The sequence below is a fragment of the Streptomyces sp. 1114.5 genome, from assembly GCF_003635085.1.
GTDB lineage: Bacteria > Actinomycetota > Actinomycetes > Streptomycetales > Streptomycetaceae > Kitasatospora.
This window is the reverse complement of the sequence record NZ_RBXE01000001.1, coordinates 2,082,968-2,098,560: the sequence shown is the minus strand read 5'-3', so window position 1 is coordinate 2,098,560 and position 15,593 is coordinate 2,082,968. Positions and strand designations below refer to the sequence as shown.

General features: G+C 75.3%; 11 protein-coding genes. 3 read left to right on the top strand and 8 right to left on the bottom strand.

The features are described from left to right. Positions 1-24: 24 nt before the first annotated feature. On the bottom strand, positions 25-1,602 hold the full coding sequence (purH, locus tag BX285_RS09220) for a bifunctional phosphoribosylaminoimidazolecarboxamide formyltransferase/IMP cyclohydrolase (RefSeq protein WP_121174871.1): 1,578 nt from the start codon (positions 1,600-1,602) through the stop codon (positions 25-27). Next, positions 1,599-2,258, bottom strand: a complete 660-nt coding sequence (gene purN / locus BX285_RS09215; RefSeq protein ID WP_097237538.1) for a phosphoribosylglycinamide formyltransferase — start codon at positions 2,256-2,258, stop codon at positions 1,599-1,601. Before purN ends, purH begins: the two co-directional genes overlap by 4 nt. A gap of 416 nt (positions 2,259-2,674) precedes the next feature. Here purN and BX285_RS09210 point away from each other — a divergent pair, with 416 nt between their 5' ends. Then, positions 2,675-3,340, top strand: a complete 666-nt coding sequence (locus BX285_RS09210) for a hypothetical protein (RefSeq protein WP_121174870.1) — start codon at positions 2,675-2,677, stop codon at positions 3,338-3,340. A 24-nt stretch (positions 3,341-3,364) separates the two neighbouring features. On the opposite strand, the gene BX285_RS09205 is transcribed toward BX285_RS09210, so the two are convergent. After that, positions 3,365-4,813 carry a DUF6350 family protein gene (locus tag BX285_RS09205; protein WP_121174869.1) on the bottom strand — a complete coding sequence of 483 codons (1,449 nt, stop codon included), beginning with the start codon at positions 4,811-4,813 and terminating at the stop codon, positions 3,365-3,367. Between the two features lie 132 nt (positions 4,814-4,945). On the opposite strand from BX285_RS09205, the gene BX285_RS09200 reads away from it, so the two are divergent. Beyond that, positions 4,946-6,871 (top strand): sigma factor-like helix-turn-helix DNA-binding protein, encoded by a 1,926-nt coding sequence (locus BX285_RS09200; RefSeq protein WP_121174868.1) that lies wholly within the window; start codon positions 4,946-4,948, stop codon positions 6,869-6,871. Between the two features lie 105 nt (positions 6,872-6,976). Here BX285_RS09200 and sucD read toward each other — a convergent pair whose 3' ends face one another. From sucD to BX285_RS09175, 5 genes are all read right to left on the bottom strand, one after another. Further along, positions 6,977-7,867 carry a succinate--CoA ligase subunit alpha gene (gene sucD, locus BX285_RS09195; protein WP_097237535.1) on the bottom strand — a complete coding sequence of 297 codons (891 nt, stop codon included), beginning with the start codon at positions 7,865-7,867 and terminating at the stop codon, positions 6,977-6,979. Between the two features lie 18 nt (positions 7,868-7,885). Beyond that, positions 7,886-9,058 carry an ADP-forming succinate--CoA ligase subunit beta gene (gene sucC / locus BX285_RS09190; RefSeq protein WP_097237534.1) on the bottom strand — a complete coding sequence of 391 codons (1,173 nt, stop codon included), beginning with the start codon at positions 9,056-9,058 and terminating at the stop codon, positions 7,886-7,888. A gap of 302 nt (positions 9,059-9,360) precedes the next feature. Next, positions 9,361-10,542, bottom strand: a complete 1,182-nt coding sequence (locus BX285_RS09185) for a VWA domain-containing protein (protein WP_121174867.1) — start codon at positions 10,540-10,542, stop codon at positions 9,361-9,363. A gap of 107 nt (positions 10,543-10,649) precedes the next feature. Further along, positions 10,650-13,025, bottom strand: a complete 2,376-nt coding sequence (locus BX285_RS09180; RefSeq protein WP_121174866.1) for a DUF5682 family protein — start codon at positions 13,023-13,025, stop codon at positions 10,650-10,652. Beyond that, on the bottom strand, positions 13,022-14,104 hold the full coding sequence (locus BX285_RS09175; RefSeq protein WP_097237531.1) for an AAA family ATPase: 1,083 nt from the start codon (positions 14,102-14,104) through the stop codon (positions 13,022-13,024). Before BX285_RS09175 ends, BX285_RS09180 begins: the two co-directional genes overlap by 4 nt. A 178-nt stretch (positions 14,105-14,282) precedes the next feature. Between BX285_RS09175 and BX285_RS09170 the strand changes: the two genes are divergently transcribed. Beyond that, positions 14,283-15,584 carry an SWIM zinc finger family protein gene (locus BX285_RS09170; RefSeq protein ID WP_121174865.1) on the top strand — a complete coding sequence of 434 codons (1,302 nt, stop codon included), beginning with the start codon at positions 14,283-14,285 and terminating at the stop codon, positions 15,582-15,584. The last annotated feature ends 9 nt before the right edge of the window (positions 15,585-15,593 follow it).

The following is a 15,593-nucleotide window of genomic DNA, read 5'->3' as shown; positions in this document are numbered from 1 at the left end:
GCGGGCTCAGTGGGCTCAGCGGGCTCAGTGGAAGAAGTGCCGCGCGCCGGTGAAGTACATGGTCACGCCTGCCTCGGCGGCCGCCGCGACGACCTCCTCGTCCCGGATCGAACCGCCCGGCTGGACGATGGCCCGGACACCGGCCGCGATCAGGATCGCCGGGCCGTCCGCGAACGGGAAGAAGGCGTCCGAGGCCGCGTACGCGCCCTTGGCCCGCTCCCCGGCGCGCTCGACCGCGAGCTTGCAGGAGTCGACCCGGTTGACCTGGCCCATGCCGACGCCGACCGAGGCGCCGTCCTTGGCCAGCAGGATCGCGTTGGACTTGACGGCCCGGCAGGCCCGCCAGGCGAAGGCCAGCTCGGCCAGCTCGGCCGCGGAGAGCGCCTCACCGGTGGCGAGCGTCCAGTTCGCCGGGTCGTCGCCCTCGGCGTGCACCCGGTCCGCGTCCTGCAGCAGCACGCCGCCGGAGATCGGGCGCACCTCCTGGCGGTTGGCCGGAGCCTCGGGGGCGAGCAGCACCCGCAGGTTCTTCTTGCGGGTCAGCACCTCCAGGGCGTCCTCCTCGTAGCCGGGGGCCACGACGACCTCGGTGAAGATCGGGGCGATCTGCTCGGCCAGCGCGACGGTGACCGGGCGGTTGACGGCGATCACGCCGCCGTACGCGGAGACCGGGTCGCACTCGTGCGCCTTGCGGTGCGCCTCGGCGACGTCGGCGCCGGTCGCGATGCCGCACGGGTTGGCGTGCTTGATGATCGCGACGGCCGGCTCGGCGTGGTCGTACGCGGCGCGGCGGGCGGCGTCGGTGTCGACGTAGTTGTTGTACGACATCTCCTTGCCGTGCAGCTGCTGCGCGCCGGCCAGGCCGCCGGTGCCGTCGCTGTACAGCGCGGCGCCCTGGTGCGGGTTCTCGCCGTAGCGCAGCACGTTCTGCCGCTCCCAGGTCGCGCCCAGGAACTCGGGGAAGTCCGCGTCGCTCGGCGCGTAGCCGGCCTCGAACCAGGAGGCGACGGCCACGTCGTAGGCGGCGGTGTGGGCGAACGCGGCACCGGCCAGGCGCTTGCGGGTGGCCAGGTCGAAGCCGCCCTCGCGGACGGCCGTCAGCACGTCGCCGTAGCGGGCCGGGTCGACCACGACGGCCACCGAGGGGTGGTTCTTGGCGGCGGCGCGGACCATGCTCGGGCCGCCGATGTCGATCTGCTCGACGCACTCGTCCGGAGTGGCGCCGGAGGCGACGGTGGCCTTGAACGGGTAGAGGTTCACCACGACCAGGTCGAAGGGCTCGACGCCCAGCTCGGCCAGCTGCGCGCGGTGCGACTCCAGGCGCAGGTCGGCCAGCACACCGGCGTGCACGCGCGGGTGCAGGGTCTTCACCCGCCCGTCCAGGCACTCCGGGAAGCCGGTCAGCTCGGAGACCTCGGTCACCGGGACGCCGGCGGCGGCGATCCGGCCGGCGGTGGAGCCGGTGGAGACGATGGCGACACCGGCGGCGTGCAGGCCCTGGGCCAGCTCCTCCAGACCGGTCTTGTCGTACACGCTGATCAGCGCGCGGCGGATCGGCCGGACGTTCTCGGAGACAGGGGGCGTGGTGGAGGCGGCGCTCATGCCGGAATCCATACCTTTCGGTCCTCGATGCGGTGACCTTCGCGGGCCAGCCGGCCCACGACGTCGACGAGCAGCTTGCGCTCGACAGTCTTGATGCGCTCGTGCAGCGCTTCGCCGCCATCGGCGTGGTCGGCGTCGACGACCTCGACGACGCCCTGCGCGATGATCGGCCCGGTGTCCACGCCGGCGTCGACCAGGTGGACGGTGCAGCCGGTGACCTTCACGCCGTACGCGAGCGCGTCGGTGACGCCGTGGGCACCGGGGAAGGACGGCAGCAGTGCGGGGTGGGTGTTGACGATCCGCCCGGCGAAGGCGGCGATGAACTCGGGGCCGAGGATCTTCATGAAACCGGCCGTGACCACCAGGTCCGGCTCGTACTCGGCGACCGAGGCGGTCAGCGCGCGGTCCCAGGCGGCGCGGTCCGGGTGGTCCTTCACCCGGTGCACGAAGGTCGGCAGGCCCGCCGCCTCGGCACGCTCCAGACCGGCGATCCCGTCCCGGTCGGCGCCCACGGCGAGGATCTCGGCGCCGTACGCCGGGTCCGCAACGGCCTCGATCAGCGCCTGCAGGTTGGTGCCGGAGCCGGAGACCAGCACCACCAGGCGGGCCGGTCCGGGCGTACGGGGCGGGAAGTGCTGGGCGGGGGCGGCGGCCACTGCGCGATTCTCCGTAGGTCGGGCGCCGTCCGCTGGTACGTCCACCGGTGGTGGGGCCACTACGAACGGCAGGTCGAGCGAGGGGGAACACCAGGAGAACCCGCCGCGACGCGGGCCCCGGGAACCTGTGAGCTGCTGACCGTCACCACGATAACGGCTGGTCGGACGGCCTCCGAACCCTCCCGGTGGCGCTACGCGCGTAGTTGAGACGGGGATCTCCTCGGGCCCGCCGCACCGGAGTTGCCACCGGAGCCGGAGTCGCACCCGCAAGCCCACGGGCCCGACCGGGCGCCCGGAACACGTCCCGCCAGGCTCCGGGCAGAGGCCGCCGATGGGCCGACGAACGATGCGGGATCATTGGGGAGCGCGGGAGACCGCGACGACCGAGTCCCGACCGACAAGGATTGGCTGAACCCATGAGCAGCGGCGACGACACCGGCGAGCGCAACCCCTTCGCTCCGCCGCCGGCGGATGCCCCGGACCAGCCGTGGCAGCCGCGCAGCCCCTGGACCGGCGAGGGCCAGGACGGCACCGGCGGCCAGAGCGGCGAGCGCCCGCAGCTGCCGCCGCCGTGGGGTTCCGGCCAGGGCGACGGCCGGCCCGGCCAGCGGCCGCCGGCCCCGCAGCCGCCGCGGCTCGACCCCGCCAACCCGGCCCACCGCCGCGCCCGCAACGCCGCGCTGGCCGGGCCGTTCGCGCTGGTCTGCCTGTTCGCGGGCTTCCACTGGATCGCGCTGCTCGTCGGGGTGCTCGGCATCGTCTGGGGCATCGGCGCGCTGCGCAGCCCCCGGCCCGCCGCGGCCGCCGCCGCGCCCGCCGGCCAGAGCGGCCCGGTCAGCCCGGTCGGTCCGGTCGGTCCGGTGCCCGGGGCCGCGGCGCCGAACCCGCTCACCCCGGCCGCGCTCGCCGGGATCCTGACCGGCGCGATGACCATCGTGGTCGCCACCTCGGTGATCGGCCTCGGGTACTACTACCGCGACTACGTCACCTGCGTGCAGGACTCGCTGACCGCCGTCGGCGCCGAGAACTGCGACCGCTACGCGCCGCAGTGGTACGTGGACTTCACCGGGAACACCGAGTAACCGCCGACCCCTGCCGATCCTCCGTCAGTCCACCGGGTCGCCGGCGTCCGGGCCTCCGTCGGCGCGGACCGGCCGGGACAGCCGCAGCACGAGGGCGTACGTCCCGGCGCGCAGCCGCAGCGCGCTCCGGCGCGCCTGCCACCCGAGCCGGGCGTACGCGCTCTGCCCGTCCGCCGGACCGAGCGTCGGCCGCGTCGGCTGCCCGGCCGGGGCGAGCCCGCGGTGCCGGACCAGCAGCGCGCCCGGCACGGCCACCAGCGCGAACCAGCCCGCCGCCGCCAGGCCCGTCCACCACGGCACCGGCCCCAGCCAGGCCATCCGCCCGCCGGCCAGCGCCCCGCCCGACAACCAGCCCAGCACGGCCGCCCCCGCCCCGAGCGACAGCGCCGCCGCCAGGCCGGCCGCCGCCGTCGCCGCGGGCGACCAGGGCTCCGGCCCGTCCCCGCCCGCTCCCCCGGGTCCGCCGGGCGGGCGCCGCAGGCCCACCGCCGCACGGCCCAGCAGCACCGCCGGCACCACGCCTGCCAGCAGCGGCAGCGCCAGCGCTGCCAGCCGCCACCCGCCCGGTCCGTCGGCCGGCAGCAGGGCGAACAGCGGGAACTCCGGCACCGGGCCGAGCACGGCGCCGCCCGGCGACACCACCGTCCCCGCCCCCACCACGAACCCGGGGCCCAGCGCGTACGCCGCGCCCCACAGCACCGCGTTCGGCAGCAGCACCAACGCCAGCAGCAGCAGCCCCAGCAGTGCGGCCGGCCCGCGCCCGAGCAGCGTCATCCCGCGCCCACCACCGGTCAGCGCGTCGGACACCGCCGACACCACGACCAGCAGCCCGCCCGCCGCGACCAGCCCCGCCCCGGCCGTCAGCGCCGCGGCCCGCACCACCGGCGCAGCGCCGGCCGGCCGGTACGACGGCGGGAGGCGGTCCAGCGGGGAGTCGGCGGCCTCCTCGGAGCCCGCGGGCTTCGCCGAGCGGACTCCGGCGGCCGTCGCCAGGGCCGCCACCAGTGCCACCACCAGCACGTCCAGCAGCACCCGGCTGCGGAACAGCCCGGCGCCCGCGCAGTGCAGTGCCACCACGACGGCCACCGCGCAGTAGCCCGCCCACAGCGCCACCGGGCCGCCCCAGCGCGAACGCAGCCCGCGCCGGGCCGCGACCCCGGCGCCCGCCCGGTGGAGCCGGACCACGGCCAGCGCGCCGAGCAGCAGCGGAGTGACCGTCAGCGGGGCGTCCCCGCCGCCGCGTAGCACCGGTGCACCGTGCCCGAGCAGCCAGAGCACCCCCGCCAACCGGGTGGCGGCGGCCGCACCGTCGTCCGCGTACGGGGTCATCACCCAGAGCCCGAGCACCGGCACCCCGACCACCGCCAGGCCGACCAGCGCCGTCCGTACGCCCGCCAACAGGTCGGCCAGCGCGGGGCGTCCGCCGAATTCCCCCGGCGCCTCCAGGATCGGACGGCCCATCAACTGCGTCATGCGCCTCATGGTGCCAAGGCGACTCGCCATGCTCCGTGAAGCGGCAAACCGCCGCCGTGTCCCAGATTATTGGCTTATGCGCATTTTCAGACCCTGCCCCCAAGCCGCCTGCGCCCCGGCCCGGAGCGTCTGATGGCCACACCGCCCACCGCCGACTCCCCCGCACGCCCTGATCGGGACGCGGCCCAGCTGCTGCAGAAACTGACCCCCCGTGAGGCCCAGACCCTCGCCCACCTCGCCGCCGGGCACGACCTCCCGCGCACGGCTGCCGTCCTCGGCATCACCCCCGCCACCGCCCGCAGCTACCTCAGCCGTGCCATGCGCAAGCTCGGTGTGCCCACCGAGGCCGAGGCCGTCACCCTCGCCGCGGGCACCCTGCCGTACCCGCCGACCGCGACGGTGGTGAACTTCGTCGGCCTCACCCCGGCCTCCCTCGGGCCCGCCGCGGTCGACGGGCGGCCGGCCACCGCCCCCGGCGGCGGGTCCGTCCGGGCGGACGGGGAGCAGCCGGCGCGGCCGCCCCGCCGAGAGCGCGGGGACACGGCGCACACGCCCCCGCCCGGGCACGCAGCGGCCCGGCCGGAGCGCACCGACACCGGCCGGGCGCAGGACAGCGCCGCGGCGGGCTCGGACGAACAGGACGACGCACCGCAGCCCGCCCCGGCCACGGGGAGGCAGCGGCGCCGCTCGGCTGCCGACCGTACGACGCCCCCCGAGGGTGCGGTTCCCCCCGGTGGGGGACGCCCGCAGGCGGGCCATGCGGGCGGGGTGGAGCGTGGCGACGTGGCTGCGGAGCAACGGGCCGCCACCATGGCCGAGGGGTCGCAGCACTCCTCCGGCGGTGGGCGGGCGCAGTCGACGCCCGCGGGCGCGGAGGCGCGTGGCGACACGGCGCCTGCGGCCCCGGATTCCACGACGGACAGCGGGAGGCAGCAGCCCGCGGGGACGGAAGGATACGGCACCATGGCGCAGCTGGCTCCGCCCGCACCAGCCGCACGCGAGCGTCAGGAGTCGGTGCCTCCGGCCCCGGCCGGCCGCCCTGCGGGGAGTTTCGAGGAGCTGTACGAGTCGGCGTACACCCGCCTGGTACAGCAGGTGTTCCTGCTGACCGCCTGCCGACACCGGGCGGTGCACTGCGTGCGGCGGGCCTTCGGGGAGGCCCGGCGGGGCTGGCGGGCGGTGGCCCGGTCGGGGGATCCGGAGGGGTGGGTGCGGGTGCGGGCGTGCGAGTTGGCGCTGTCGCCGTGGCACCGGGGCGGGCCGCGGCGGGCGCACGCCTGGGCCCTGCCGCACCGGCGGATCAGGGTGCGGCCGGCCGACGAGGCGCAGGCCGTACTGCCGGACCACGACCGGCTGACCGACCGGGACCGGGCGCTGCTGAAGGCCCTGCGGCGGTTGTCCCGGCCGCAGCGGCGGGCCCTGGTGCTGCACGACGGGCTGGGGCTGCCGGCGGCGGCGATCGCGGTGGAGGTGGAGTCGACGCGGGCGGCCGCCGAGGGCCGGGTGTGGACGGCCCGGGCGGCGCTGGCACGGTCGGTGCCTGACCTGGTGGGGCCCGATCCGGCGGCGCCGGGCTTCGCGGACGAGCTGAGCCGACTGCTGCACCGGGCGGCGGTGCGCGGGTGCCCGCAGCCGCACCGGTCGCCGGTGCCGGTGCTGCGGGCCCGGCACCGGCTGTGGACGGCGAGCCGGACGGGCGCGGCGGCGCTGCTGACGGCGGCGGTGGGCGGGGCGACGCTGGCGACCCTGGCGGGGGTGCGGCCCGCGGTGGTGTTCGGGCCGCCGGCCCCGCCGGCGCCCTCACTGTGCCTGCGCGCGGCCGAGGGGGAGGAGCCGGCCGTACCGCTGGCGCCGGGCGGTGCGCCGAACGGCATCACCAGCCTGTGGTGCAGCCCGGCGCCGGGTCTGGAGGCGGTGCTGGTGGAGCCGCACGCGCAGGCGGTCGCCCGCTGGGAGCTGCCGCCGGCGGCCCGGGGTGCGGAGGCCCCGCCGCCGCAGGGGCCGACGGTCTGCCGGCTGTGGTCGCCGCTGCCGTGCACGACGGGCCCACGACACTGACGCGGTCAGAACGGACTGACGCGGTCGGAACGGACTGACGCGGTCGGAACGGCGAGCGCCCCCGCCCGGGAAGGGCGGGGGCGCTCGTCACGCGCGGTGCGGGGATCAGGCCTTGGCGGCGATGATCTCGCGGGCCAGGCGGGCGGTCTCGGACGGCGTCTTGCCGACCTTGACACCGGCGGCCTCCAGGGCCTCCTTCTTCGCCTGGGCGGTGCCCGAGGAACCGGAGACGATGGCGCCGGCGTGGCCCATGGTCTTGCCCTCGGGGGCGGTGAAGCCCGCGACGTAGCCGACGACCGGCTTGGTGACGTGCTCGGCGATGTAGGCCGCGGCACGCTCCTCGGCGTCGCCACCGATCTCACCGATCATCACGATGATCTCGGTCTCGTCGTCCTCCTGGAAGGCCTTGAGGGCGTCGATGTGGGTGGTGCCGATGACCGGGTCACCGCCGATGCCCACGGCCGAGGAGAAGCCGATGTCGCGCAGCTCGTACATGAGCTGGTAGGTCAGGGTGCCGGACTTCGAGACCAGACCGATCTTGCCGGCGGTGGTGATGTCGGCCGGGATGATGCCGGCGTTCGACTGTCCGGGGCTGATCAGGCCGGGGCAGTTCGGGCCGATGATCCGGGTCTTGTTGCCCTTCGAACCGGCGTACGCCCAGAAGGCGGCGGTGTCGTGCACCGGGACGCCCTCGGTGATGACGACGGCCAGGCCGATCTCGGCGTCGATGGCCTCGATGACGGCGGCCTTGGTGAAGGCCGGCGGCACGAAGAGGACGGAGACGTCGGCGCCGGTCTTCTCCATCGCCTCGGCGACGGAGCCGAAGACCGGGATCTCGGTGCCGTCGACGTCGACCGTGGTACCGGCCTTGCGCGGGTTGACACCGCCGACGATCTGGGTGCCGGAGGCGAGCATGCGGCGGGTGTGCTTCATGCCCTCGGCGCCGGTCATGCCCTGGACGATGACCTTGCTGTCCTTGGTAAGGAAGATAGCCATGGTGTTAAGTCCCCTTCCTTACTTGTTGGCCAGCTCGGCGGCGCGGTCAGCGGCGCCGTCCATGGTGTCCACGCGCTGGACCAGCGGGTGGTTGGCGTCGTCGAGGATCTTGCGACCCAGCTCCGCGTTGTTGCCGTCCAGGCGGACGACGAGCGGCTTGGTGACGTTCTCGCCCTTGCTCGCCAGGAGCTCCAGGGCCTGCACGATGCCGTTGGCGACCGCGTCGCACGCGGTGATGCCGCCGAAGACGTTGACGAAGACCGACTTGACGTCGGGGTCGCCCAGGATGATCTCCAGGCCGTTCGCCATGACCTCGGCGGAGGCGCCGCCACCGATGTCGAGGAAGTTGGCGGGCTTGACGCCGCCGTGCTTCTCGCCCGCGTAGGCGACCACGTCGAGGGTGCTCATGACGAGACCCGCGCCGTTGCCGATGATGCCGACCTGGCCGTCGAGCTTGACGTAGTTCAGGCCCTTGGCCTTGGCGGCGGCCTCCAGCGGGTTGGCCGCGGCCTTGTCCTCCAGGGCCTCGTGCTCGGGCTGGCGGAACTCGGCGTTCTCGTCCAGGGAGACCTTGCCGTCGAGCGCGATGATCTTGCCGTCACCGGACTTGATCAGCGGGTTGACCTCGACGAGGAGGGCGTCCTCCTTGATGAAGACGGTCCACAGCTTCTGCAGGACCTCGGCGACCTGGTCGGCGACCTCGGCCGGGAACTTCGCCGCGGCGACGATCTCGGCGGCCTTCTCCGGGGTGCAGCCCTCGTTGGCGTCGACCGGGATCTTGGCGAGCGCGTCGGGGTTCTCCTCGGCGACGACCTCGATCTCCACGCCGCCCTCGACGCTGGCCATGGCCAGGAAGGTGCGGTTGGTGCGGTCCAGCAGGAACGAGACGTAGTACTCGTCCTTGATGTCCGCGGTCTGGGCCAGCATCACCTTGTGAACGGTGTGGCCCTTGATGTCCATGCCGAGGATCTGCTCGGCCTTGGCGACGGCGTCCGCCGGGTCGGCGGCGAGCTTGACGCCACCGGCCTTGCCTCGGCCACCCACCTTCACCTGAGCCTTGACGACGGCGCGGCCGCCGAAGCGCTCCGCGATGGCGGCAGCGTCTGCGGCGGTCTCGATGACATCGCCGTCAAGCACGGGCACACCGTGCTTGGCGAAGAGGTCCCTCGCCTGGTACTCGAACAGGTCCACGTGTTTGTCCTTGTTCGTGGTCGCGGATTGTGTCTCTACGAGCGTGCCACGGCAGGATCTTCGCTGCGGGTCGTCGGGGCGGTGCGGGTACGCAGAGGTACTGCCTTGCGGCCCACACAGCCACGGGCGCACACGTCAATCAACACGCGCGTCACGTCCGTCTGGCAGGTTATCCCCGTGGGACGGGCCTGTTCCGCCCGGGGCCTGCCCGTCCGGGGTGAGAACCGTCACAGAATGCCCGTGGCCTCGGGGCGAACGTCCGATCCGCCGATCGGGTGAATTGAGCCTTCCGGGTGAGACCGTCACACCCCCTGCTCCGCCCCCTTGACCAGGTGCTGCGGGATCGGACGTTTCTCGATGGCCGCCGCCATGATCCCGGGGAAGGCGTCCGGGGTGCAGGCGAAGGCCGGCGCGCCCAGGGCGGCCAGGGCGGCGGCGTGCGCGTGGTCGTAGGCGGGCGCACCCTCGTCGGAGAGCGCGAGCAGGGCGATGAACTGGACGCCCGCCGCCTTCATCGCGGCGACCCGCCTGAGCATGCCGTCCCGGATCCCGCCCTCGTACAGGTCGCTGATCAGCACCACGACGGTCTCGGACGGGCGGGTGATCTTCGACTGGCAGTAGGCGAGCGCGCGGTTGATGTCGGTGCCGCCGCCGAGCTGGGTGGCGAACAGGACGTCCACCGGGTCGGTGAGCTGCTCGGTGAGGTCGACCACCGAGGTGTCGAAGACGACCAGCCGGGTGTCCAGGCTGCGCATCGAGGCGAGCACCGCGCCGAAGACCGCCGAGTGCACGACCGAGGGCGCCATCGAACCGGACTGGTCGATGCAGAGGATGACGTCCTTCTTCACGGCCCGCTGGGCGCGGGCGTAGCCGACCAGCCGCTCGGGGACGACCGTGCCGTGCTCGGGCAGGTAGTTCCTCAGGTTGGCCCGGATCGTCCGGTCCCAGTCGATGTCGCGGTGCCGGGGCCGGTTGACCTTGGCGCTGCGGTCGAGGGCGCCGCCGAGGGTGGCCCGGGTCTTGTCGGCGAGCCGGCGCTCCAGGTCGGCGACGACCTTGCCGACCACGGCGCGGGCGGTCTCCCGGGTGGTCTCGGGCAGCGCGTGCTTGAGCGAGAGCAGGGTGCCGACCAGGTGGACGTCCGGTTCGACGGCCTCCAGCATCTCCGGCTCCAGCAGCAGCCGGTCCAGGCCGAGCCGCGCGATCGCGTCCTGCTGCATCAGCTGGACGACCGTGGACGGGAAGTACTCGCGGATGTCGCCCAGCCAGCGGGCCACCTGCGGGGCCGAGCCGCCCAGCCCGGCGTTGCGCCGGCCGCCGCGGGAGGCCCGGGCGCCCTCCTCGGGCGCGCCCCGGTAGAGCGCGGCGAGGGCGCCGTCCATCGCGGCGTCCCGGCCGCGCAGGGTGCAGCCGGTGCCGTCGGCCTCGCCGCCGAGCACCAGGCGCCAGCGGCGCAGCCGTTCGTCGGTCGTGGGCGCTGCCATCTCGTCCTCCTTCAGGGGGTCAGGGAGCAGGGGTCGGTCCGGGGACAGGGGTCCGCCCGGGGAGCAGGGGTCCGCCCAGGGGGGCGGGTGTTGCGGCCGGTTCGGGGTCAGGTGTTGCGGCCGGTGGCCTGTCTGGGGATCGTCGGGCGGACGCCGAGCAGCAGGGCCACCACGGGGACGGCGGCGTCGGCCCGGGCCCGGTCCAGCTCGCCCGCCGGGGCGGGCTCCGCCGGGGGCGCGTCGAGCGGGCCGGCCGCGACCCGGCTGCCGATGCCGGTGCGCACGCCCGCCTCCAGCCCGGCGAAGGTGCGGCGCAGCAGGGGCAGGACGTCGGTGAAAACCTCGCCGCTCACCCCGGTCAGCCACTCGTCGAGCAGGGCCAGCAGTCGGGGGTCGTGCAGCAGCAGGGCGCCGCCGCCGGTGAGGAAGCCCTCGACCCAGCCGGCCGCGTCCGCCGGGGCGTTGGCGACGGACAGGACCAGTCGCAGCCGGCGGCCGGCCTCCTCGGAGTCGAGCCGGCCGTCGTCCAGCAGCAGGCGGACGGCCCGGCCGCGGAGCAGGCCGGGGGCGCCGGTGGCCGGTCCGCCGGACGGCTCGCGCAGGGCCAGCGAGCGCAGGGCGGCGGCCCAGCGCCCGGCCAGACCGGCGTCAGCCGGTGCGGGTTCTGCGGGTTCGGCAGGCGTCGGTTCAGTGGTCCCGGCAGCCGTCCCGGGTTCGGCCGTGCCGGCGGCGGTCAGCAGGCCGATCGCGCCGTGCACCTCGTCCAGGCGGCCGCGCATCGCCGCCGCGCTCTCGGCGTCCAGCCCGACGCAGGCGGGCGGCAGTCCGACGCAGACCCGCTCGGCCAGGCCCGCCGCCGCCTCGGCGAGCGCGCCGTGGTCGGTGCCGCGCACGTCGCCGTAGCGCAGCGCGCGGACCAGCGCGGGCAGCGCGCCGGCCAGGTGCGCGACGTCGGTGTCCAGGGCCGCGCAGTCGGCGAGCACCCGCATCACGGCGGGCAGCGCGTCGGACAGCCCGGCCAGCAGGCAGGTCTCCACCAGGCCGGTCAGCTCGGCGAGTTCGACGGCGGCGCGGGCGGCACCGACCGCCTTGCCGCCGGCCGCCTCCTCGACCGTGGTGCCCCACTGGGCGGCCTCGGCGATCCGCACCGCGAACTCCGGCTGCCAGCACAGCCGCCAGCTCTCCCGGAACGTCCCGGTCGAGTTGACCGAGGAGCGGACCGGCACGCCCCAGTCCACGCCCAGCAGCCGCAGCCGGTGCAGCAGCCGGGAGCGGGCCGCGTCGGTCTCCTTGCGCAGGTCCAGGTCGACGTCCTTCGGTGCGGCCTCGGGCTTGAGGCGCAGCGAGCGCTGCAGCCGGGTGAGGTCGCGCTGCAGCGGCACGGCCGGCGCCGCGTCCGGGACCTCGCCCAGCTCGTCGCCGACCACCAGGCGGTCCCGGACGAGCTCCAGGGCGACGTCGGAACCCTCGCAGAGCACCGCGCGGACGGCGTCCAGGGTCTCGGTCAGCCCGGCGAGCGGGCGGCCGCGCAGGACGGCCAGGGCCTCGGCGAGCCGGACCGCCTCGATGACGTGCGCGGAGGAGACCGGGTGGTCCTCGGCCCGCAGGAGATCGGCCGCCCGGGTGAGCCAGCGCGGCACCGGATCGCCGTCGGTGGTGAACAGGTGGTGGTACCAGCCGGGCGACTGCACGCCCGCGCCGTACCCGGTGGACTGGGCGAGCCGGCGGTGCGTCCACGGCACCCAGGTGATGTCCGTCCGCACCTTCTTCGGCAGCCCGGCGAGCAGCGCCCGGTCGTGCGCGACGGTGGGCATCCGCTCCAGCGCGGGGACGTGGAAGGCCCCGCAGACCACGGCGATCCGGCGGTGCCCGGCGCGGCGGGCGGCGCGGATCTGCTGGCGCATGTACGCCTCGCGCAGCAGGTCCCGGCGGGACTCGGCAAGGCCCTCGGCGCGCAGGGCGCCCATGGCGTCGGCGACGGCGGCGAACGGCGCCAGCGCGTCGGAGCCGGGCGCGCGGTGCTCGACCACGTCCTCCCACCAGCGCTCCGGGTCGTCGTGCCCGGCCGCCTCGGCGAGCAGCGCCAGCGGGTCGGCGGGCGGCGCGTCGGCGTCGTCCGGGCCGGTTGTCCCGTCGGGAGTGTCCCCGCCGGGGACGGCCGCGAAGCCGTGGGCCGCGGGCAGGTCGATGAAGCGGACCGGCAGGTCGTGCTCCACGGCGTGGCGGATCGCCACCCACTCCGGGGAGAACTCCGCGTACGGCCAGAAGGCGGCCTTCGCCGGGTCGTCCACCGCGTGGGCGAGCAGCGCGACCGGCGGCACCAGGTCCTTCTCGGCGGCCAGACGGACGATGCCGTCGGCCTCCGGCGGGCCCTCGACCAGCACCGCGTCCGGCTGCCACTGCGCCAGGGCGGCGGCCACCGCCCTGGCCGACCCGGGGCCGTGGTGGCGGATGCCGAGGAGGGCGACCTCAGCCTCGGTCATGCCGTCACCTCGCGGGCGGCCCGGTAGAAGTCCTTCCAGCCGTCGCGCTCGCGCACCACCCCTTCGACGTACTCGCGCCAGACCGCCTGGTCCGCCACCGGGTCACGGACGACCGCGCCGAGGATGCCGGCCGTGACGTCCCCGGCGCGCAGCACGCCGTCGCCGAAGTGGGTGGCCAGGGCCATGCCGTTGGTCACCACCGAGATCGCCTCGGCCGTGGACAGGGTGCCGCTCGGGGTCTTGACCTTCGTCCGGCCGTCCGTGGTGATCCCGGCCCGCAGCTCGCGGAAGACGGTCACCACCCGCCTGATCTCCTCGGCTCCGCCCGGCAGTTCGGGCAGTTCCAGGGAGCGGCCGAGCTGGCCGACCCGGCGGGTGACGATCTCGACCTCCTCCTCCAGCGAGCCCGGCAGCGGCAGCACCACGGTGTTGAAGCGGCGGCGCAGCGCGCTGGACAGCTCGTTGACGCCGCGGTCGCGGTCGTTGGCGGTGGCGATCACGTTGAAGCCGCGTACGGCCTGCGTCTCGGAGCCCAACTCCGGTACCGGGAGCGTCTTCTCGGACAGGATGGTGATCAGACTGTCCTGCACGTCGGCCGGGATGCGGGTCAGCTCCTCCACCCGGGCGATCTTGCCGTCGGCCATCGCCCGCATCAGCGGCGAGGGCACCAGGGCGTCCCGGCTGGGGCCGTTGGTGAGCAGCTGGGCGTAGTTCCAGCCGTACCGGACGGCCTCCTCGGGCGTTCCGGCGGTGCCCTGCACCAGCATCGTCGAGTCGCCGCTGATCGCGGCCGCCAGGTGCTCGGACACCCAGGTCTTCGCGGTGCCGGGCACCCCGAGCAGCAGCAGCGCACGGTCCGTCGCCAGGGTCGTCACGGCGACCTCGACCACCCGGCGGGGGCCGATGTACTTGGGGGTGATCCGGGTGCCGTCGGCCAGTTCGCCGCCGAGCAGGTACGTCGCCACGGCCCACGGCGAGAGCTTCCAGCGCTCCGGGCGCGGACGGTCGTCCTGCGCGGCCAGCGCGGCCAGTTCACCGGCGAAGGCGTCCTCGGCGTGCTGCCGCAGAACGTCGGTCATGGGGGCTCCTTCGGGTCGGCCGCCGGGGGCACGGGTGCCGTGGCGGCAGGGTGATCGGGGGGAGCCAGGTCGGCGTCCCGGCCTGTGGGAACCACCCTGCACCGAGCCACTGACATCGGCCGCCGGCCGCCGGACGGACAGTCAGCCGATGTCAGTGCCGCCTCCTACGGTCGGTCGCATGGAGGAACGCTGGAGCACCGAACACGTCCTGTCCCTGGCACCTGACGCCTCATCGCAGAAGGCCGCGGGCAAGCTCTCCGCGCCCGCACCGTGGTCCGGCATCGGCACCGACGGCACCGCGGTGTGGGGCGAGTGCGAGGGCAGCGGCCGTACGCCGTACCGCACCGTGGTCGAACTCGCCACGCCCGCCTACCAGTGCAGCTGCCCCAGCCGGAAGTTCCCGTGCAAGCACGCGCTCGGGCTCCTCCTGCTGTGGAGCGGCACGCCGGAGGCCGTCCCGGCCGCCGAACCCGCCGACTGGGCGGCCGACTGGCTCAAGGGCTGCCAGGAGCGCACCGAGAGGCGGAAGACGCTCCCGCCGCCCGATCCGGAGGCCGCCCGCCGCCGGGCCGAGCGGCGCGGCGCCCGGGTCGCGGCCGGCGCCGCCGAACTGCGGCTGCGCCTCGCCGACCGGATCCGGCACGGCCTGGCCGACCAGTCCACTGCCGGCCCCTGGGAGGAGGTCGCCGCCCGGATGGTCGACGCGCAGGCTCCCGGACTGGCCACTCGGGTGAGGGAATTGGATACCACGCCGCAGGAGCGGCTGCTGGAGGAGTACGCGATGCTCCACCTGCTCGCCACCGCCGCCACCCGGGTCGACGAGCTGCCGCCCGAACTGGCCGCGACCGTCCGCACCCGGATCGGCTACACCCAGGACTCCGCCGAGGTGCTGGCCGGCCCGACCGTGCGCGACCGCTGGCTGGTGCTCGGCAGCCGCGACACGGCGGACGACCGGCTCACCACCCGCCGGGTCTGGCTGCGCGGCGCCAAGACCGGCCGCCCGGCCCTGCTGCTCGCCTTCGGCCGCCCCGGCCAGGCCCCCGACATCGCCCTGCCCACCGGCCACCTGCTGGAGGCCGAACTCGCCTACCACCCCGGCGCCCGACCGCTGCGCGCCCAGCTCGGCGACCGCTACGGCGCCCCCGAGGCCGGGCCGGCCGCCCCGCCCGCCGGGCTCACCGTCGCCGAGGCCGTGGCCGCTTACGGCACCGCCGTCGCCGACGACCCGTGGCTGGAGAGCTGGCCCGCCGTCCTCGCCGACGTCGTCCCGGTCCGCACCCCGGACGGCTGGTACCTGACGGACGGCCACCACACCGTGCCGATCCGCACCTCGACCGTCCCGGAGGCGGCGCTGTGGCGGCTGGCCGCCGTCTCCACCGGGCGCCCGCTGACGGTCTTCGGCGAGTACGGCCACCAGGGCTTCGCCCCGGTCACCGCCTGGCCCGAGGGCCACCGGCCGGTCGGCCTCACCACTGCTTAGGAGCACCGA